The sequence below is a fragment of the Coprococcus sp. AM14-16 genome, from assembly GCF_003434675.1.
Taxonomy (GTDB): domain Bacteria; phylum Bacillota; class Clostridia; order Lachnospirales; family Lachnospiraceae; genus Coprococcus; species Coprococcus aceti.
The window spans coordinates 1,024,917-1,043,500 of sequence record NZ_QTLL01000001.1 but is presented as its reverse complement, the minus strand read 5'-3'; the positions used below and the strand labels follow the sequence as shown (position 1 = coordinate 1,043,500).

The window sequence follows — 18,584 nt, the reverse complement described above, 5'->3', positions numbered from 1 at the left end:
TCATAAGGATAGTCAGTCTTACACATAAATCTAAAAAAGGTATATGCGGAAAGCAGTCAGGCTGCGATCCGTATATACCTTTTTTAGATTTATGTGTGCTATTTAATTGTTACTCATCTTTCTTGAGACTGAAGGAAGAGGAAGATGTAGTTGAGCTTGTTGTTGTATAAGGATTAGATGCGTGGGCATCCTGCTCTGAAGCTGCCGGCTGCTGTGAGTAGAACGGATCACTGTAAGACGTCTGCGGTGCCTGTGTCTGTTCTGCAGTGCCGTAGCTGCCACTGTTTGTAGTGCCGTACTGCTGTGTATAGCTGCCACTGTCTGTACTGCCATACTGCTGTGTATAGCTGCCGTTATTTGGGCTTCCTGTGCTGCCCGGAGTGTACACGCCGTTGAAATCGCCTGTACCGTCATAGTAACCTGTGCCTGCTGGCTGTGCAGATGCGCTGATGGTGTTCTTGCTTCTTGTTGCCTTCAGGATCATGATCACTGCTGCCAGTAGGAATACAGCTCCGAGGACAAGCTTGAATATGTAATCTGAAGAGTCAACCATCTCTATATAGTAAGGAAAAGCTTCTGCCTTTGCGGTCGCATAGTCCTCACTTGTAGGAGTGTATCCATAATATTGTGCGTATGCGTCGACATACTTGGTGATGTAGTCGTCAAGGAAGCCCTGCACCTTGTCGCTGTTCTTGCGGATGACCCCTGTTATGTAGACTGGTTCTGCATCGTCAGCAGATGAGATCGCGTCAAATTTGGCGTCATCACTCTTGGAGATCGATATTCCGATCCACTTGGATGTGTCTCTTTTTGAGCCGTCTTCATTCTTGTCGCAGATATCAACGAGATAGTAGTATCCGTCGGTCTTGGTGACCACGTGATTGTACGTTGTAGTCTTCTCAATGTAAGCTCCGTATCCGTAGGTGAGTGTTCCCTCCACATACACTCCCGGTTTAACTTCCGATTCGTCACATGTAGTAACGTTTAGAAGCTTTCCGTGTAAACCGATAAATGTTCGTATACCCAGGAATAAAAGAACTATTCCGAATATACCGAAAACAACTGCTGATACGATGGGATTCCCCTTTTTCTTTGTTCTTGCCATAATGTTACCTCACTTTTTTTATTTGTTATGAATTATACATAACCACTTCAATACCTCACTTTTCTACAGTACAGGTAAAAAACTAATATTTCAAGTAAAAAAGGCAAAATCAAAAAAAATTAGACATTTTTTATGGTATACTCATTCATGGTGGTGATTTTATGGCAAAGAAAACAAAAAAGAATGAGAAAAAGTACATATATATAATTCCGGCAGTGCTGTGGATGATATTCATATTTTACATGTCGTCCAGAACAGGAGATGACTCGTCGGCGGTGAGCAACCCCATGACAGACTTTATAGTGGGGTTGTTCCAGAAGGTGAGAAATGATTCCGCGCCCGTGGTTGACAGGATGACGGGAGTGGTGGAGATCATGGTCAGAAAGGGTGCACACATGACGGAATATGGAATCCTTCTGGCTCTGCTGGCCCTGGCGGTCAGAAAGGCCGGCGGAAGGATGACTTCGGCTGGCGTGTATATATGGTCAGTTGTGATAACATTTGTCTATGCGTGCTCCGATGAGATTCATCAGCTCTTTGTCGCTGACAGGGCAGGCAGGGGCACGGATGTGCTTATAGATATGTGCGGCGCACTGGCAGCTCTTCTTATTATATGGGGATCAAAGAGCACAAGGGGAAGGATAATAATGGGCTTTGTGATAGGGATAGTGCTGGTGGCAGCGGTTATGTTCCTTTTCCTGTGGCCTTTTTAGAGCGCATTTAGTATTGGCAGCCTTGAATTAGAGTGGGGCAGATGGTATATTAAAAAAGACTATGAGCATCACATTACCGATGCTGACTGGAGGATGCAGAATGACATTAGCAGATGTTAGAAAGAACATAGACCGGGTCGACAAGGAGATCAAGCAGCTCTTCAAGGAGAGAATGGTTCTTGCGGACAATGTTGCTCAGGTCAAGGCAGAGACCGAGGATGACATATATAAGCCAGACCGCGAGGAGGCCATCATATCCAATCTCACAGGGGATGTGGATGATAACATCAAGATGGAGTACACGGCGCTTATCAAGAGAATCATGGAGATAAGCAGAAAGTACCAGTATGGAAGGACTCTGGAGCTCAGGAACTGCCTGGATGTGGAGTATGATGTGAAGGAGCCTGACATAGATGCGGTGGCGATGATAAAGCCGGAGCTGTACATTTGTCAGGGATGCTCGAGGGACAAGGTCATTGCGGTGGACTCATACGATGAGGTGTATGAGCTCATAAAGACTGGCAAGGTAGACGCCGGAATGGGAATACTTGAGGACATAAGCTACGGAGTTTCGGATGCGCTTCACGAGGTGCTCACCAACAACAAGCTGTATATATACAGATGTAACATTGTAAATGAGAATGGACACAACAAGAAGGTTGTCACATTTGCAGACCACCTCATAGTGGAGGAGAACCACAACAGGCTGAAGGTGATGTTCGTATGTAAGAATAAGAGCGGAAGTCTCAGCAGCGTACTGTCCATGATCTCTGATTACGGGGTGAACCTCACAGAGATACACTCGGCGCCAAACAGGCAGGAGCATTGGAATTACAGATTCTATGTGGAGCTGTCTGCCAATTTACTGAAGAAGGATATACAGGCTTTAGTGTTCCAGCTCATGAACGAGACGGAGGAGTTTACGATCATCGGGAGCTATGCCTGTGACGAGGAACAGTTTTAGAGAAAAAATAATTTTTAAGGAGAAAATATCATGATAGACAAGTTAGTAAAGAATATCCAGAAGACAAATGCACCTATAGTAGTTGGACTTGATCCAATGCTCAACTATGTACCGGAGCATATCCAGAAAGCTGCATTTGCAGAGTATGGCGAGACACTTGAGGGCGCTGGTGAGGCTATATGGCAGTTCAACAAGGGAATAGTTGACGCTACATATGATCTTATACCTGCAGTTAAGCCACAGATAGCCATGTATGAGCAGTTCGGAATCGAGGGACTCAAGGCATTCAAGAAGACAGTTGACTATTGCAAGGAGAAGGGACTTGTCGTTATCGGAGATATAAAAAGAGGCGATATAGGTTCAACATCAACAGCATATGCGGTTGGTCATATCGGAAAGGTACAGGTGGGAAGCAAGACATATGCTGGATTTGATGAGGATTTCATCACAGTAAACCCGTATCTTGGAACAGACGGAATCAAGCCATTTGTGGATGTGTGCAAGGAGGAGAACAAGGGTATATTCGTTCTCGTCAAGACATCCAATCCATCATCAGGTGAGTTCCAGGACAGACTTGTGGATGGACGTCCACTCTATGAGATAGTCGGAGATATGGTTGACAAATGGGGCAGCGATGTTGTAGGTGAATCAGGATATTCAGCGGTTGGAGCTGTTGTCGGTGCCACATACCCTGAGATGGGCAAGGTGCTGAGAAAGGTTATGCCAAAGTCATTTATCCTTGTTCCGGGTTACGGAGCACAGGGGGGTAAGGCTGCAGACCTTGTACACTACTTCAATGAGGACAGACTCGGTGCGATCGTCAACTCATCAAGAGGAATCATAGCTGCTTACAAGCAGGACAAGTATGCACAGTTTGGTGCTGAGAACTATGCAGATGCCTCAAGACAGGCAGTAGTTGACATGATCGAGGATATCAACGGCGCACTTGATGCGTAATTAAGCCGGAATGTGTGCGGCGAGCCGGGCTTGTCCGCCGTACACTGATAATAGAATGATGATGGAGGAAGACTATGGGCAAACTTAAGATGACAGCAAAGGTGGTCAGCCAGGAGACTCTTGCCACTGATGTATACAGTCTGGTGCTTGAAGCTCCAGAGATAGCTTCACAGGCTATAGCAGGACAGTTCGTGTCTGTATATACTCACGATGGCAGCAAGATGCTCCCGAGACCTATCAGCCTCTGCGGAATAGACAGAGAGGCGGGAACACTCCGCCTTGTATACAGAGTGGTTGGATTTGGAACAAAGGAATTTTCACAGCTTGCGGCTGGAGATACGGTCGATATATTGGGGCCTCTCGGCAACGGCTTCATGAAGTCCGACAAGAAGGCGATCCTGATAGGCGGAGGTATAGGAATCCCACCTATGTTACAGCTTGCAAAAGAGCTTGACTGTGAGAAGTCAGTCGTGCTCGGCTACAGGGATGAGATATTCCTGAACGAGGAATTTGAGCCATACGCACAGGTGTATATGTCATCTGAGGATGGACAGCACGGTGTGAAGGGCAACGTAATAGATGCCATAAAGGAATACGGCGTGGACGGTGCTGTCATATATGCATGTGGCCCTACTCCTATGCTTCGGGGAATCAAGGCATACGCCATGGAGAAGGGCATCGAGTGCCAGATATCCATGGAGGAGAAGATGGCGTGCGGCGTGGGCGCATGTCTTGCCTGCGTATGCAAGACAAAGGATATAGATGAGCACTCACAGGTGCACAACAGAAGGATCTGTAAGGATGGACCTGTATTCTACGCTGAGGAGGTGGAGCTGTAATGTCAGATAAGATCAATATGTCAGTGGATATAGCGGGTGTGACTCTCAAGAATCCAATAACAGTAGCTTCAGGAACATTTGGCTCAGGCATGGAGTACAGCGAGTTCGTGGATCTTTCACAGCTCGGTGCAGTAACCACCAAGGGCGTGGCAAATGTGCCATGGCCGGGCAATCCGACACCTCGTATAGCTGAGACTTACGGCGGCATGATGAATGCCATAGGACTTCAGAATCCTGGAATCGATGTGTTCAAGAAGAGAGATATACCATTCCTCAGGGATTATGATACAAAGATCATCGTAAACGTGTGTGGAAAGTCCAAGGAGGACTATGTTGACTGCGTTGAGAAGCTTGGCGATTGTGATGTGGATCTGCTTGAGATCAACGTGTCATGTCCGAATGTAAAAGAGGGCGGAATCGCATTTGGCCAGCAGCCGGATGCGCTCTACGATATAACAAAGGCAGTCAAGGCAGCGGCAAAGCAGCCTATCATCATGAAGCTGAGTCCGAATGTCACAGACATAACAGAGATGGCCAGAGCTGCAGAGGCTGGTGGTGCTGATGCGGTATCACTCATCAATACACTGACAGGTATGAAGATAGATGTGAACAGAAGAACATTTGCAGTGGCAAATAAGACTGCAGGTGTGTCAGGCCCTGCGATCCATCCGATAGCAGTCAGAATGGTATACCAGGTGGCAAATGCAATAAAGCTTCCTATCATCGGAATGGGCGGCGTGGCTACCACAGAAGATGCCCTTGAGATGATTATGGTCGGCGCAAGTGCGGTGGCAGTTGGAACGGCCAACTTCCACAATCCTTATGCAACAGTGGAGATCATAAAGGGTATTGAGGAGTATATGAAGAAGAATTCCATCAGCGATATCCATGAGCTGATAGGCTGTGTAAAATAGAACGATATAAGTCTTCTGTAAGAGTTTTAAGGGGTGTTGGGTTATGGAAGATAACATAGATATTGAAAAATATGCACAAAAACTCCGCATGGAACTGGATGAGGCGCTTGGCAGAAATGAGGAGCTCAGCGAGGAGATATCTGATCACGCAAGGATGCTGGAGAAGACTCTTGACAATCTGGCAGGCGGTGTGGGTATATTTGAACTTCACGGGAATAAGCCGGCTGTCAGGTACATGAGCAAAAGCTTTTATAAGCTGTTCAATGTGACCGAGGATCAGATGAGCGGATATGCCAGTGACTACGTGATGCTGGCCATTCCAGAGGATCGGTCTGCCCTTAAGAAGCAGATCCTGGAGACCATAACGAGTAACAAGACCACGGTGCGTGACATCCGCTTTACGGATGTGAATACCGGGGGATATTTCTGGATACAGGTCTGCCTTTCTGTCATGTCCATAAAAAAGGGAATCATCGCACTGTGTGCGGTGTTTATCGATGTGACAAGCAAGATGGAAGCGGAGCTGGAGAACAAGGCGCAGTCTGAGATGCTCAGGCTGATACTTCAGGGAAGCGGAGAATCCATAATCGTGTACGATGTCCCGACGGATACTCTGATAAATGAGAAGGTCGTGGATGGTGAGATGGTCACCACCATGAAATATGAGAATTTCTATAAGGGTATCGACACTAACAGGATAGTCCACGCTGACGACAGAGACGCCGTGACCGGCATGTTCAGAAAGATCCTTGATGCGGATGCGGATAGCTGTGACAGGCTGATGGGTGATCTGCGCCTTGATCTGGGTGGCGGAGGCAAATGTGAGTGGTACAGAGTGCTCTTTGTTCCTCTCAGGGACTCCAAGAAAAAGGTTCGCAAGATATTCGGCAAATATTACTCCATAAACGATGAGAAGATAAGAAGTCAGGAGCTTCAGCTCAGGGCGGAGAGGGATTCTCTGACGGGACTTTATAATCATGTCACATTTCAGCACAAGATTACGGATATGCTAGAGTCTTTCCCGGGTGAACTGTGCGCTTTTTATATCATGGATATAGATGACTTTAAGCATATAAATGACGCATTTGGACATTATGCGGGAGATGATCTTCTGTGTGATGTTGCAGTGACGCTGGAGGAGGTTGCGTCGGCAGCCGGAGGATTCTCAGGACGACTGGGCGGCGATGAATTTGCACTGTTTATCCCGATAGTCGACAGAAGAGAGGACGTGTATAAGCTGGCTGAGAATATACAGACCAGACTCACCACGATCAATTGCAGTCTGCCGCATACTATGTCGATGGGAATAAGTATCCACAGGATAGAGGGTGGTATAGATTTTGACCTTCTATACAGTGAGTCGGATCAGGCGTTGTACGCAGCAAAGAGGGGCGGCAAGAACCGTTACTGTGACTATGCCGACTCAGCGGATATGCATTCATGTGATTCGCATCACAGCGGATATACATACAATGATGACGAAGGTCTTATGCTGGATGAGATATCTGATATAGCATATGTTGCTGACATGAAGACCCACGAGATGTATTTCCTCAACAAGGCGGCGAAGAGAAGTCTTGGAATTGCGGAGAACGACGATTCTTACAAGGGTAAAAAGTGCTTTGAGATAACCCAGGGCGGTGATGACCAGTGCCCATTTTGTTCTAATGAGATACTGGTTCCCGGACAGAGTTATGTATGGAATCACTACAACAGCAAGGCAAAGGGACTGTATGTGGTGAAGGATAAGATAGTTGACTGGCACGGAAGAAAGAGCCGGCTTGAGATTGCAGTTGACGTGTCTGACATAGATAAGACAACACAGGTTCTGGCGGACAGCTATGACATAGAGGATGCCCTTGTCAATTTCATGGCGAATATAACTTCAAAGCAGAGCAGTGAGGAGAAATATACCAGTCTGCTCGAGGTGATGGGAACTTTCTACAATTCCAAGAACGCCTGCCTTGTGGAGTATGGACAGGATGGCACAGGGGAGCTTTATTACTGGAAATCATCAGACGAGGAGTCGATAGAGGATGGTCTGAAGGCTCTTGTCACACAGAAAATGAGGGATGAACTGGAGAAGGAAGTCCTCAGGGACGAGGTTCTCATAGTGGACCGTTCCCATCCATTAAGGAATCCTGAAACAGAATTTGCACGGATGCTGAGTGACAGCAGGATATGGTCACTGTATGCGGTTCCGATCATAGTGGACGATGAACTGCTCGGCAGGGTATTTGTGTTCAATCCGGAGAAGCACAATGGAAACATAAGACTCATGAAGAACTTCGCTGCTTTTATCGGAAGTGAGATATATCAGAGACATCTGAAGGAGGACCAGCAGTTTGAGTTCACCCACGATAAGCAGACAAAATGCTTTAACAGGAACAGTTACATAGACTATATAAGAGGCAGAAAGAATCTGAGCAGTATTGGACTTGTGGCTGTGGATATCAATGAGATAAGGGGCATCGCGGAGATGTTCGGTCCGGATTATGCGGACGATGTGATCCTGCAGCTTGTCGGCAGGATAAGGAAGACGTTTCCGGACGAAAGGGTGTTCCGCATGGGTTATGACAGCTTTATCATCATATGCGAGAACATTGAGCAGTTGAAGTTTAACGTATATGCATCAAGACTGCGGGAAAACCTGCTCTACGGTGAGTTCACGGCATGTTGCGGGTATGTCTGGACAGACTATAACATTGACGTCCGCAGGATGGAGGATCATGCGGCAAATCTCCTGTATTCTGAGAAACAGCGTTGGTATGAACAGCAGGACTGTCATTCGGTGAAGTGGAATACGCTGAAAAAGGATATGGTGAAGAAGGAACTTGAGGAAGGACTGTTCTATGTCCTTTATCAGCCGAAGATGCTGTATCCGTCAGGAAAGATATGTGGGGCAGAGGCCCTTGTAAGATATTCCGGAAATGATGACTTAGCGGATGTTATCGACAGGCTTGAGAAGAGCAGGACTGTAAAATATGTGGATTTTTACGTGCTTGAGAATGTGTGCAGAGATCTGGCAAAATGGCATGAAGAGGGAATGCCATACATCCCGGTATCCTGTAACTTTTCCAGAATGTCGCTTATAGAGAGCAATGTGGCCAAGCAGATAGCAGCAGTGGTTGACAGGTACGGAATACCGCATGATGTGGTCGAGATAGAGATAACCGAATCGGTCAGCGAGCAGGAGCATGATACACTGGTGAACATATCAAACAATATACATGAGCTTGGATTCCGCATAGCGATGGACGATTTTGGAACAAAATACTCAAATGTCGCCATGCTTGCCCATATGGGATTTGACATTATCAAGTTCGACAAGAGCATGATAAATGACGTAACTGTCAATCCGGTGGATCGCACGGTTATGTGTCATCTCATAAACATGTGCAATGAACTGGGAATGTTCTGTATAGCTGAGGGTGTGGAGACCGAGGATCAGGCGGATGCGCTCAGCAGCATGGGACTGGCTTGTATACAGGGGTATCTGTGCAGCAGGCCGCTGGAGAAAGAAAAGTATGTGGAGATATGCAGGGAAAGAGGCATATCACAGCCGTACACCAATAAATAATTGAATCTTTATATGGATTATGGTAGTATGTGTAGGAAAAAGGGCAAAAAAGCCTGAAAACAGGAGGATTCGCAGAGACATGGAACAGTACAAGAAGGAATTTATCGAATTCTTGGCTGTCCTGTTTTGAAGACTCTCCCAAACCTCGAAAAACGCCGTATTTACAAGGCTTACAGCACTTTTACAGAAATCGCAAAAGTATCGTAACTTATCGTAAAAGTGTGTAGTTTATCATAAAAAGTGTGTAGTAAAGTGTGTAGTACAAACGAATAGGAATCATCAGATGAGGATGATAAAAGTATAAGTCCATGTACTTGTAGAAATGCAGGTATGTGGGCTTTTTTTATTATCAAAAATTCAAATGGATTATGGAAGGAGAGTTAAGATTATGAGTAATGAAATTTCATTGTTTGAGAAGCTGGGAGGTACTTATACAGAGGTGGATGGTATTTTGTATCCGAATATCGGTATGGATGATACTGATACGAAATCCGATACGGCTTCGGTTGTAGCAGCCGCCGATATCGGAAAATACGGTCATCTGTGGATTTGTTATATGAAGGAAAACCACCCTGACAGGTATCGTCATCATATTAGGCTGGGTCAGCTTCTGATTAGGGCAAAGGAAGTAAATGAGGAGGCTTATGAGATGTTAGATAGGATTGTAGAGAAGTATCTGGTGAAGCATAAGCCAAAGGATGCACATTCCACTATGGTAATGTGGAAAATAAGAGAGCAGGCAAAACAGCTTGCGGAGGAGGTTATTTATGGAGAGATTGTTTACAAGTATCACTAATGCAGGAGCGACTGCAACACAAAACAAAAATATTATGCAGACCGGTTATTATGCCGGAGAAAGAGAGGATTTTATGAGAGAAAATTTATTTATGACTGAAACAACTATGGCACCTGTTAAAATTGCACTGGATCATGGCTGGAGTTCCATTAAGGGCGAGCATACTTTTATGGAGACTTCTATAGTTCCGGTGGATTATGAGCCTCTTACCAAGAACGGACTTTTGGAGTATAAAGGGAAAAAGTATATCGTAGGACAGGGCAGACTTGGAAAGCAGGCAACCAAGACAGAGAATGAGAACTATTTTCTGCTGACCCTTGCAGGGATTGCCAAGGAATTGCAGTATCAGGGTAAGACAGCGGCTTCTCATGTGGAATTATATGCAGGTGTGCCTCTGACCTTGTTTGGTGCGGAGCGTAAGGAGTTTCGTGATTATCTGTGGCATAAGGAGCGTATTTCTTTTACCTTTGAGGGAGTGCATTATTCTTTCTTCATGGATAAGGTAAAGATTTATGCCCAGTGTTATGCAGCTATTGCGAACCGTATGGGAGATATGGACAGACTCAGATGTGTGGACTTGGGCTCCTGGACCTTGGATATATTAAGCGTCCGTGACAGAATCCCTATGGATAAGGATGCCTGTACTTATGAGCTTGGACTGATTACCACCATTGAGCGTATCAAAAAGGAAGCCCTTCCCAAGTTAAAGTGTGAAATGCCGGAGGATGACATTGTTGATGTTATCCGTGGAAAGCAGTCCAATGTAAATGCTGACTTTATCCCTTTTATTGAGAAAGGCTTACAGCAGTATGCAGACGAGGTGGAAGCGAAGCTTCGGGAGATTAAGGTGGATTTAATGCATGAGAATATTGTGTATGTGGGCGGTGGCGCCTGTGTGATGAAGCGTTTTGGCAGAGCGCAGGGCAGAAACATCCAGTATGTAACGGATGTGAAAGCCAATGCCATCGGCTACCGTTATCTTGCAGAAAATCTGGGATAGGAGGCTTTTATGGGAAATGCAATATCTTTTCGGTTGAATCCGAAATGTGAAAGTGACAGAAAAATCCTTGCGTGGCTGGAGGCAAAATCCAGCCAGCCGGGATATCTGAATCAGACAGAGCTTATCAAGCAGGCATTGTTTTCTGCTATGGAAAGTGAGCAAAGGGGCATTCGGGAAAAGGAAACCACAGAATGGATGGAGCAGGCAATCAAAAGCATGGCAGAGGAATTTACCAAGGTGGTGCAGGAGTCCTCACAGAATATGGCTAACAATATGTTTGCCGGAGTTCTGGGAGCAATGGCTCAGCAGATGAATATGGGAGTTGTTCCTATGGCTACGTTGCCGATGTCTGGTGCAGTTCCTAATGGTATGACAGTTGCTGTACCGAATGTAATGCCTTCTGCTGTAGCAGCTAATGTGCCGGAGCCAACGGTTCCCGATAATGAACTTGCCGCAGATACTTCCAATGCTATGGATAGTGCCACAAAAGATATGCTTGGAAGTCTGTTTGATATGGATGATGAGTAAGAAAATGAAAAATCACAGTATGACGGACTGTCTTACAAAAAGGTGCCTTGTATGAGGAAATGACCTTATCTGTAAGACAGTTCTTTTTCTATGGGAAAAGCTGTGATACGAAATTCTTACGAAGCCAGCCAAGCCTTTGGCAAAAAATAAAGTCTGCTTGCAGGCTTTATTTTTATGTCCATAAGGCGAAAAAGCTAGGGCTTGGGGATGTCAAATCCCCAACAAGTTCCTGCCCGTGTATATACAGGGCGGAACTTGCTCTACCTTATGCGACGTATCCGGAGCCCATGCCGACTTAGGTCGGCACGCATCAGCGAAAGAAGGATTTCTTAAGGAAAATGATGCGGAGGCTATAGCAGGATTTCTTATGAGAAATGTGATTAGCAGATTTCTGTAAGACAGGTGTATGACACATTTCCATATATTCGGCTAGCGAATTATAACGAGCCGCAACAGACTGCTAAAGGAAATATCCGTGAGTGCAACGAGCGCATTGGTGAGCGACCTTAGGGGAGCGAGGCTATGCACGGGAGGGGAGATGCAGAATCTGCATCGGGGAAAATCTTCTGACGTATCCGGCAGTTTAATTATTCTATTGGAGTAGCAATTAAAAATTTATATTTTGTAGGTACGAGGGAGCAGGTATTTATTTACCTGCTTTTTTGTGTATCGGAATGGAGGAATTTATGAGAAATACAGATAAAAAGAAAGAGAATATGGTTCTGATGTCCATGCGTATTTCGGCAGAGGATAAGGAAGAGATTGAAGCGAAGGCAAGAAAGACCGGGCTTAGCACCTCGGAATATATCAGACGGTGTGCATTAGGAAGAAAGCTTCCTTGTTATGGTGATACCAGTCTGCTGAAGGAGTATTCCATGCAGCTGGGCAAGATTGGTTCCAACCTGAACCAGATAGCAAAGCACTTAAATGGTGGCGGAGATTTTTACAGCATTTATTATGAACTGAAGGAAGCCATAAGGGAGCTGTTGGATTTGAAATTTAAAATACTTCCTGCATTGGAGGATGTTGCCTGTGGAAAGAAGCGTAGGCGCAAAAGTGGAGAGGATGGTGAAGGTTAATGGCGATTTTGAAGCATATCTCAGTAAAGAACCGATTTTATTCTTCGGCGGTGGAGTATCTTACCTGCCAGTTTGATGAATATACCAACAAGCCTGTGTTGGATGAAAAAGGCAGAATACAAGAGCGTGAGAATTATCTGATTGTAGGTGTGAACTGTGATGTGGACAGCTTTGGTGCAGAATGTATCGAGGTCAATCGTCTGTATGGCAAGAATAATTCCGTAAAGGATGTAAAGGCGCATCACTATATCATCAGCTTTGAGCCAAATGATCCCATTACCATAGAGCAGGCGTTGGAATTTGGCAAGCAATGGCTTTCGGTATTCGCACCGGGGCATCAGGCAGTGGTGGCAGTTCATCCGGATGGTCACAATGGCAGTCAGAATATGCACGTTCACATGGTTATCAATTCTGTCAGAAAGTATGCCGGAAAGCAGAGCAGGTGGCATGAGAAACCCTGTGAATGGAAGCTGGGCTGTAAGCACAAAAGCACCGGGAAGATGATGTTCCATGCAAAAAAGTGGGTAATGGAGAAGTGTATCCGACTGGGTTTAGGACAGGTAGATTTGCTTGCTAAGAAGCACACGGACAACTACTGGGTGGAAAAGAATCTGATGAATCAGAATGCCAAGGACGGTGTTGGTGTCACTTCTAACAGAGAATTGATTCGGGATACCATAGACAAGCTGTTGCCTTTCGTGGATTCCTTTGAGCAAATGGTTGAATGTCTGCAATTTATGTATAACTGGAAGATTCGTGTTACGAATAAAACAGTGACATTTTCCACGTCGGGTATGAAGCAGGGTATTCGAGGAAATAAGCTGGGAGAAGGTTATGGCAAAGCTGACCTTGTAGAAAGAATTGCAAAGGTTGTGGCAGAGCGTAATGCGGAAAAAGAAGCCCGTCGCATTGCTGAGGAAGTAGCAAGGGTAAAAGCAGAGGCACTTGCCAGAGAAGAGGCTGCAAGGAAGGAGAAACAGCTACAGGAGGAGCAGAAGCAGAGAGAGCTTCTTGCGCGGAAAAGAAAACTGGCATTTGACAGAAATCGTATTTGTCAGGATTATTGTAGTGAAGAGCTTGCAAGAGAGGACTGGAATAAAGACTATGTGGATTATCTGCAATCACAGTTTATAAATGTAAATGATGCAGCCGGATTCATGGAAGGGGAGCTTACAGCACCGGTTATGACCAAAGATGAGTTTGAGCGACAGCAGGCAGTAGAACTGTATCATGAAAAAGCTGCCAGAGCAGTAGAACTTTGGGATATGGTGTTAAGCCAGCTTTCCAGTTCTACCCATAAGTGGAAGTGGGAGTATATGGATTATTTGGAAGATATCAAATACCAAGATACAGCAGATGTGACTTTGGAGATGGCAAAGGAAGATATTATGTCTTATGAGGAATTTGCGGAAGTGAAGGACGCAGAGAAAGCAATACAAGAGCAGATTTCTGAGACTGTAGAGGATTCTAAGATCGCAGCTATTCAGACTGCTTCAATAGACGAGCTACTGGCTATTGTAGTATCAGAGGAAGCAGATGTTGAAATTCCTGAGACAGAAGAAAAAGTATCAGAAGATACAGAGGTTTTTCCGGAAACGATTGATTATACTAAGCTGTCTATGGAAGAACGTGCTTCGCTTCTACCTGTGCCTACAGATGATTATACAGCAGAATATAATGCTTACTGTCAGCGTATGGGATATACGAGAGAGAAGATGAATAGTATCCGTTATAAGATGACTGTGTATGATGAATTTATGGCTGAATATCAGTATCGTAAGAAATACTATGGTGTAAGAGATGATTCGAGAAGTATCAGCGTACAGAAGAGTAGAGAAACAAGGTAGTAATTATTAAAACGTAATATTTGCTATATTGTTATGTTGTGGGCGAATTGTTGTAATTTACAGTTCGCCCTTTAATAAAAAATATAGAAAATATAAGTGGAATGAACCTCCTGAACATGGTAAAGTGTAGGTTGTACAAGTAGCGTAGTTGTATGTGTTATAAAGCTATTGATTGGTAGGTAAGATATGTTTGATAATTATGAAAGAAAATTGCATAAGTGTATTGCCAAATTTATAAAAAGAGCGAATAAAGACTATCCGGATTGGAGCGAAAGTCGCGACAATGGGGAATGGGAGATTGACTTAAATGAATTTGACGATATGTGTGATGTTATATTTGATATAATTAAGACCACGTCCTGTGATGAAGCTTCGAAGCAGATGCTTGATGATATTTTATTTGGGATTGCAAGGGATAACGAATGTAGCCGTATTGTAGCAATGTTATTAGATTATCCTGAGTGGTACGAATTATTATGCAAGAAAGTGTTGTCTACTGATTACATAAATGCAAAGTGGCAATTCGCAGAGAGTCTGAAGGATTGTAATGGTAAGGATGAAATACGGGAGTTGATATTCGATTTTTTACAGGTGGATAACGAATATACACAGCGTCTTGCCTTGAAATCTTTAGCATATCTCTATCCGGACAAGGCAGAGAAGTACGCAATAGATTTTTGGTGGAGAGATAAATATAAGGATGATGATTACGCATCAGAATACCAAAAGATTATGGTGCTTCATGTGTTATATATTATTCATTCAAAGGAGCTTGAAAATTATCTGGATCTTGCGGATAAAAGTGAATATCACTATTTGAAGGAAAATGCAAGGGAAATTAGACAGAATATGTTGAAAGAGCAATGCTAATTGGGAGTGAGGTTTTAGGTGTGGAAGACAAAATTGAGAAATTGAATATTGAAAATACAGATACCATAGATGGTTTGGCGTATGAACAGGAGACTTCCATCTTAATACTTCTTTTAGCAGATGGAATGGATTGGTCAGATATGAATCGTCATTTATTGTTGTTGCAGGAGAAACTTAATACCTATATCTGGTACATAGATTCAAGACAATATGAAGAAAAATATACTGATGTTAAAAAAATAGAAATTCGTGTAAGTTTTCTATTTCAGGAGCCGGAGATATGTCATAAGCTTTTAGAAAGAGCAAAACTGGTGTTTTTGAATGCTTTTGAAAATTTGGAAATGATTGTGGAGCATGGAACAAAGTAGTGGAGGAATTGAACATGGATAAAGCAACCGAAATGTATAAGGAAATAATAGATGAACTTGCCAATATGTCAAAGGATTGTGCCGATGCCAGAGGTGTGAAAAAGGGCAAGCTGCCGGGAACCGATGCAGAGCAAATGGGCATGAATGACATATTAAAAAAGCTTAATGATACTGAACGTGATATTTTGGCAGAGCTGATAATAGATGTATATCATTCCGGAATATATGACACCTTGGAAAAACTGGAATGGCTTAGGTGTTGTAAAAATATGGAGCTTACAGTAGAGGGTGAAAAGCTACCATTGGATAAGTATGAGGGCATACCAAATGATTATATCGGTCGCAGGAGTGATTGGGAGTGGCCTGAAGAGGATTAATTTTACGGAGATGGCATATGGTTCGTGGATGGATGGTGCCAGATGAGATGGAAGAAGGGAAAGTAAAATGTCAATATATATGATTCGAAGCAAATCCAGAGGACAGCAGAAAAAATTTAAAAGATTGTTAAGCTGGCTGGATAAAATAGAGCCATTTAAAAATACAAATGATTTACTCTTCAAAGATGTAGAGGATAAATTTGAGCATTTTCATGTTCCATGCGGACCATGGCTTTCAAAGCCAAAAACCTCCGGTAAGATAAAGACTGCGTTTTGTAAGGAATGGATTAAAAAGACTGAGGAATTTATTGATAACAAACCGAAGGATATACCCTTTTGCAAGGTGGTAGCAGCCATAACCTATCCGGAAGTACGGGAGTCCCAGATTATTATTTTCTATGACGAGGAATATTATCATTCTTTTTGGGATAGGAAAGGACCTTATCAGATATGGACGCTGGTAGATACTAAGCGTTCCTTTATGAAGGAAAGAGGAATCATGACAGAATTACCGGAGATAGGTTATTTAGAAGAGCTTAATGATGAAGACTATTGTGCTAAGTCGCATATTTGGTTTTATGGTGAATGGATTTAATATGTGTTTTGGGAGGATGAGCTGAGTGTTACCTGATAATATAGACTACGAAATAGTATTTCAAAAAGCAAAAGAATTTGCATTATCTTATTCCAGCGAAATTTGTATAGATACCAGTCATAAAGAAACAGTTTACAATGATGGGAAATATTATCCATGTGTGCCTTTACGTTTTCCGGCAAAAGGGAATAAGCAATTGTTTGAAAATATTATGAGTACCGGCGTTTGCAGTAGAATGGATGGACGAACTATAGACGGTCGAAGATGGATTGCTGTATTGCTGTGGATAGAACCAGAGACATATAACTACCATAGGATTACATAGCTTTTTGTGAGGTGTGATGGATGAAAGAAAATGAATGTAGAATCATTAAAATCGATAAGGATGCATTATATGAATTTATATATGAAAATTTTATAGCAAATCATGAAGAACTGATGGATATGGATGCTGTTGGAAATATGAACACATTTGCTATCAATTGGGAGACTGGAGAATTTATCTTCTGTGCACATAAGGACGAAAATGAACACGGGGATATTGTTCCGTTTCCGAAAGATATTGATGTGAATGAATTGCTAAAGGTGATTCCGGCAACGACAAATTCTATTCTGGAGCCGGGTGAAAATTATAGGGATTATTCCTTTGATGAGTTAAGGGAATTGCAGAAAAAGTAGGTGATTATTTGAGTATTGAAGATTTCAAATATTATTGGAGATTTAGCGATGAAAAATATGCAGTGTTATCTAAACAGGAACTATCTACAATAAGTGTTATATCCAAGGATGAAGTAGAGAAGGAATGGATTCGGATTTGTGAAAAGGAAATATTTCAAGAGAGTGCATACATAAACGATATAGTTCATCATAGCGCTCCAGTATTAATTAAAGATTGCCAGTGGGGAGAGAATGAAGATAAAACCAGAGAAGCTTTTGAAACATTTTTTAGTGAATTAAATGTGGACAAGATATTGATATATTATGACTGTGAAAATGGTTTACAATTGCCAATTAATCTTTTTTGTACAAAGTGGTCGGATTTTTGTTATCCATCTGATTTGGTTTTGATTTTGTTGCCGTCGGTGATGATTGTTTATTATGAGGATATAGTATATGGACCATACAGAATATAATTTGAATACTGTAGATTTTAACTATTTCTTGGCAGAATTGAGAAAAGGCAAAATTATGAATGAAACATCCTTCTATTTTGTTGATGAAATAAGTGAACCAGAACACTATATAGGTTGCCTTCCACAGTACGATAAACCCTACTGGGCTGGATTGTGTGATATTCCTAATGGAACGGAATTTTTAACAGCAGATGAATTAGTGAATGCAACAATTTATAGAGGAAAATCATTAAAAGAAAGATGGGATGATGTACGAATCATCTGCATGGGTGGAATTCCAGTAGATGATTACATGAAGTTGAGTGATTAATGATAGAAGCTTTAAAAGTGCTATAAATAGCCTAAAACGGAGGTAAATACAATGAAGGATACAGCGCCTACAATAGAGGAAATGAGAGAGGTTATACATACATTTGAAATGTTATCATTTAAAGAATTACAGGCACAGGGTATATTTGATGACAAAAGAAAAATGATAATTACAAAGCCTATGACCTATATCCTTATGTCTCATACAGATGACACCAATAAGGAAAAGATCTGGAAGTATTGTAAGAAGATAGCTTCTTTTAGTCATGCGCTAATCAAATTAAAGGACTACCAGAGAATGTTACCTTTTTCAGAGGATGTGGAATCGTAGATGTGATTATGAAAGCATTGGAAGAAAATAGGTATCCGTTCTCTGATGGGAAGAATAAAGTGGAGCCGGTGGAAGGATATTATTACGCCATAGCGACTATATCACAATCCACATACCGAAGAGAGGAAATTCTTTCACTACTTCAAGTTATTACGGATTATTTTAAGAGTAATCAGCCGGATAAACTATCGCTGCTAAAAAGGAATATGGATGTGCTTAAGAAGGGCTATCCGGACCTTGGAGAGATTGTGTTTTAAAATTTGAACTGGAGAAAATACG

General features: G+C 43.0%; 22 protein-coding genes. 21 read left to right on the top strand and 1 reads right to left on the bottom strand.

Translation table 11 applies throughout. The features are described from left to right. Positions 1–109: 109 nt before the first annotated feature. On the bottom strand, positions 110–1,105 hold the full coding sequence (locus tag DW159_RS04705) for a DUF6709 family protein (protein WP_117549096.1): 996 nt from the start codon (positions 1,103–1,105) through the stop codon (positions 110–112). A gap of 161 nt (positions 1,106–1,266) precedes the next feature. On the opposite strand from DW159_RS04705, the gene DW159_RS04700 reads away from it, so the two are divergent. The 21 genes from DW159_RS04700 (at position 1,267) to DW159_RS04600 (ending at position 18,562) form a co-directional block, all read left to right on the top strand. Then, complete coding sequence (locus DW159_RS04700; RefSeq protein ID WP_055273512.1) at positions 1,267–1,818, top strand: VanZ family protein; 552 nt, start codon at positions 1,267–1,269, stop codon at positions 1,816–1,818. A 100-nt stretch (positions 1,819–1,918) separates the two neighbouring features. Beyond that, positions 1,919–2,782: a chorismate mutase gene (locus DW159_RS04695; RefSeq protein WP_117549095.1), complete on the top strand. Its 864-nt coding sequence runs from the start codon at positions 1,919–1,921 to the stop codon at positions 2,780–2,782. A 30-nt stretch (positions 2,783–2,812) separates the two neighbouring features. After that, positions 2,813–3,739, top strand: a complete 927-nt coding sequence (gene pyrF, locus DW159_RS04690) for an orotidine-5'-phosphate decarboxylase (protein ID WP_015534777.1) — start codon at positions 2,813–2,815, stop codon at positions 3,737–3,739. Between the two features lie 74 nt (positions 3,740–3,813). Continuing rightward, complete coding sequence (locus DW159_RS04685) at positions 3,814–4,578, top strand: dihydroorotate dehydrogenase electron transfer subunit (protein WP_055144778.1); 765 nt, start codon at positions 3,814–3,816, stop codon at positions 4,576–4,578. Positions 4,579–4,589: 11 nt separating this feature from the next. After that, the gene (locus DW159_RS04680) at positions 4,590–5,492 is read left to right on the top strand and encodes a dihydroorotate dehydrogenase (protein ID WP_172674885.1); all 903 of its coding nucleotides are present in this window, start codon (positions 4,590–4,592) and stop codon (positions 5,490–5,492) included. A 43-nt stretch (positions 5,493–5,535) separates the two neighbouring features. Next, the gene (locus DW159_RS04675) at positions 5,536–9,072 is read left to right on the top strand and encodes an EAL domain-containing protein (RefSeq protein WP_117549094.1); all 3,537 of its coding nucleotides are present in this window, start codon (positions 5,536–5,538) and stop codon (positions 9,070–9,072) included. 388 nt (positions 9,073–9,460) lie between these two features. Beyond that, complete coding sequence (locus DW159_RS04670; RefSeq protein ID WP_158547578.1) at positions 9,461–9,868, top strand: TnpV protein; 408 nt, start codon at positions 9,461–9,463, stop codon at positions 9,866–9,868. Then, entirely contained in the window at positions 9,840–10,868 is a 1,029-nt protein-coding gene (locus tag DW159_RS04665; RefSeq protein WP_015534772.1) for a ParM/StbA family protein, read from the top strand. The genes DW159_RS04670 and DW159_RS04665 overlap by 29 nt, the downstream gene beginning before the upstream one ends. 9 nt (positions 10,869–10,877) lie before the next feature. Then, a complete protein-coding gene (locus DW159_RS04660; protein ID WP_015534771.1) occupies positions 10,878–11,396 on the top strand; it encodes a hypothetical protein in 519 nt (172 codons plus the stop codon). 686 nt (positions 11,397–12,082) lie between these two features. Continuing rightward, complete coding sequence (locus tag DW159_RS04655) at positions 12,083–12,475, top strand: plasmid mobilization protein (protein ID WP_015534770.1); 393 nt, start codon at positions 12,083–12,085, stop codon at positions 12,473–12,475. After that, positions 12,475–14,322 carry a relaxase/mobilization nuclease domain-containing protein gene (locus tag DW159_RS04650; RefSeq protein ID WP_015534769.1) on the top strand — a complete coding sequence of 616 codons (1,848 nt, stop codon included), beginning with the start codon at positions 12,475–12,477 and terminating at the stop codon, positions 14,320–14,322. The genes DW159_RS04655 and DW159_RS04650 overlap by 1 nt, the downstream gene beginning before the upstream one ends. Positions 14,323–14,508: 186 nt before the next feature. Continuing rightward, on the top strand, positions 14,509–15,192 hold the full coding sequence (locus DW159_RS04645) for a hypothetical protein (RefSeq protein ID WP_117549092.1): 684 nt from the start codon (positions 14,509–14,511) through the stop codon (positions 15,190–15,192). Positions 15,193–15,212: 20 nt separating this feature from the next. Beyond that, complete coding sequence (locus tag DW159_RS04640) at positions 15,213–15,560, top strand: DUF6572 domain-containing protein (RefSeq protein ID WP_242992613.1); 348 nt, start codon at positions 15,213–15,215, stop codon at positions 15,558–15,560. Positions 15,561–15,574: 14 nt separating this feature from the next. Beyond that, complete coding sequence (locus tag DW159_RS04635) at positions 15,575–15,937, top strand: DUF6547 family protein (RefSeq protein WP_117549090.1); 363 nt, start codon at positions 15,575–15,577, stop codon at positions 15,935–15,937. A gap of 67 nt (positions 15,938–16,004) precedes the next feature. Then, entirely contained in the window at positions 16,005–16,532 is a 528-nt protein-coding gene (locus DW159_RS04630) for a DUF3916 domain-containing protein (protein ID WP_117549089.1), read from the top strand. A 25-nt stretch (positions 16,533–16,557) separates the two neighbouring features. Then, on the top strand, positions 16,558–16,857 hold the full coding sequence (locus DW159_RS04625) for a hypothetical protein (RefSeq protein WP_117549088.1): 300 nt from the start codon (positions 16,558–16,560) through the stop codon (positions 16,855–16,857). A 20-nt stretch (positions 16,858–16,877) separates the two neighbouring features. Beyond that, complete coding sequence (locus DW159_RS04620; protein WP_117549087.1) at positions 16,878–17,210, top strand: hypothetical protein; 333 nt, start codon at positions 16,878–16,880, stop codon at positions 17,208–17,210. Positions 17,211–17,218: 8 nt separating this feature from the next. Beyond that, a complete protein-coding gene (locus DW159_RS04615; RefSeq protein WP_055144761.1) occupies positions 17,219–17,665 on the top strand; it encodes a hypothetical protein in 447 nt (148 codons plus the stop codon). Then, positions 17,646–17,975: a hypothetical protein gene (locus tag DW159_RS04610; protein ID WP_238050222.1), complete on the top strand. Its 330-nt coding sequence runs from the start codon at positions 17,646–17,648 to the stop codon at positions 17,973–17,975. Before DW159_RS04615 ends, DW159_RS04610 begins: the two co-directional genes overlap by 20 nt. A gap of 51 nt (positions 17,976–18,026) precedes the next feature. Continuing rightward, on the top strand, positions 18,027–18,305 hold the full coding sequence (locus DW159_RS04605; protein ID WP_117549086.1) for a hypothetical protein: 279 nt from the start codon (positions 18,027–18,029) through the stop codon (positions 18,303–18,305). Positions 18,306–18,313: 8 nt separating this feature from the next. Then, complete coding sequence (locus DW159_RS04600) at positions 18,314–18,562, top strand: hypothetical protein (RefSeq protein ID WP_133300871.1); 249 nt, start codon at positions 18,314–18,316, stop codon at positions 18,560–18,562. Positions 18,563–18,584 lie beyond the last annotated feature (22 nt).

What these genes read in the sequence shown, in the direction of transcription:
- DW159_RS04705 (WP_117549096.1), bottom strand. Translation starts at nt 1,105, where the DNA reads ATGGCAAGAACAAAGAAAAAGGGGAATCCCATCGTATCAGCAGTTGTT.
- DW159_RS04700 (WP_055273512.1), top strand. Translation starts at nt 1,267, where the DNA reads ATGGCAAAGAAAACAAAAAAGAATGAGAAAAAGTACATATATATAATT.
- DW159_RS04695 (WP_117549095.1), top strand. Translation starts at nt 1,919, where the DNA reads ATGACATTAGCAGATGTTAGAAAGAACATAGACCGGGTCGACAAGGAG.
- pyrF (WP_015534777.1), top strand. Translation starts at nt 2,813, where the DNA reads ATGATAGACAAGTTAGTAAAGAATATCCAGAAGACAAATGCACCTATA.
- DW159_RS04685 (WP_055144778.1), top strand. Translation starts at nt 3,814, where the DNA reads ATGGGCAAACTTAAGATGACAGCAAAGGTGGTCAGCCAGGAGACTCTT.
- DW159_RS04675 (WP_117549094.1), top strand. Translation starts at nt 5,536, where the DNA reads ATGGAAGATAACATAGATATTGAAAAATATGCACAAAAACTCCGCATG.
- DW159_RS04670 (WP_158547578.1), top strand. Translation starts at nt 9,461, where the DNA reads ATGAGTAATGAAATTTCATTGTTTGAGAAGCTGGGAGGTACTTATACA.
- DW159_RS04665 (WP_015534772.1), top strand. Translation starts at nt 9,840, where the DNA reads ATGGAGAGATTGTTTACAAGTATCACTAATGCAGGAGCGACTGCAACA.
- DW159_RS04660 (WP_015534771.1), top strand. Translation starts at nt 10,878, where the DNA reads ATGGGAAATGCAATATCTTTTCGGTTGAATCCGAAATGTGAAAGTGAC.
- DW159_RS04655 (WP_015534770.1), top strand. Translation starts at nt 12,083, where the DNA reads ATGAGAAATACAGATAAAAAGAAAGAGAATATGGTTCTGATGTCCATG.
- DW159_RS04650 (WP_015534769.1), top strand. Translation starts at nt 12,475, where the DNA reads ATGGCGATTTTGAAGCATATCTCAGTAAAGAACCGATTTTATTCTTCG.
- DW159_RS04645 (WP_117549092.1), top strand. Translation starts at nt 14,509, where the DNA reads ATGTTTGATAATTATGAAAGAAAATTGCATAAGTGTATTGCCAAATTT.
- DW159_RS04635 (WP_117549090.1), top strand. Translation starts at nt 15,575, where the DNA reads ATGGATAAAGCAACCGAAATGTATAAGGAAATAATAGATGAACTTGCC.
- DW159_RS04630 (WP_117549089.1), top strand. Translation starts at nt 16,005, where the DNA reads ATGTCAATATATATGATTCGAAGCAAATCCAGAGGACAGCAGAAAAAA.
- DW159_RS04620 (WP_117549087.1), top strand. Translation starts at nt 16,878, where the DNA reads ATGAAAGAAAATGAATGTAGAATCATTAAAATCGATAAGGATGCATTA.
- DW159_RS04610 (WP_238050222.1), top strand. Translation starts at nt 17,646, where the DNA reads ATGGACCATACAGAATATAATTTGAATACTGTAGATTTTAACTATTTC.
- DW159_RS04605 (WP_117549086.1), top strand. Translation starts at nt 18,027, where the DNA reads ATGAAGGATACAGCGCCTACAATAGAGGAAATGAGAGAGGTTATACAT.
- DW159_RS04600 (WP_133300871.1), top strand. Translation starts at nt 18,314, where the DNA reads ATGAAAGCATTGGAAGAAAATAGGTATCCGTTCTCTGATGGGAAGAAT.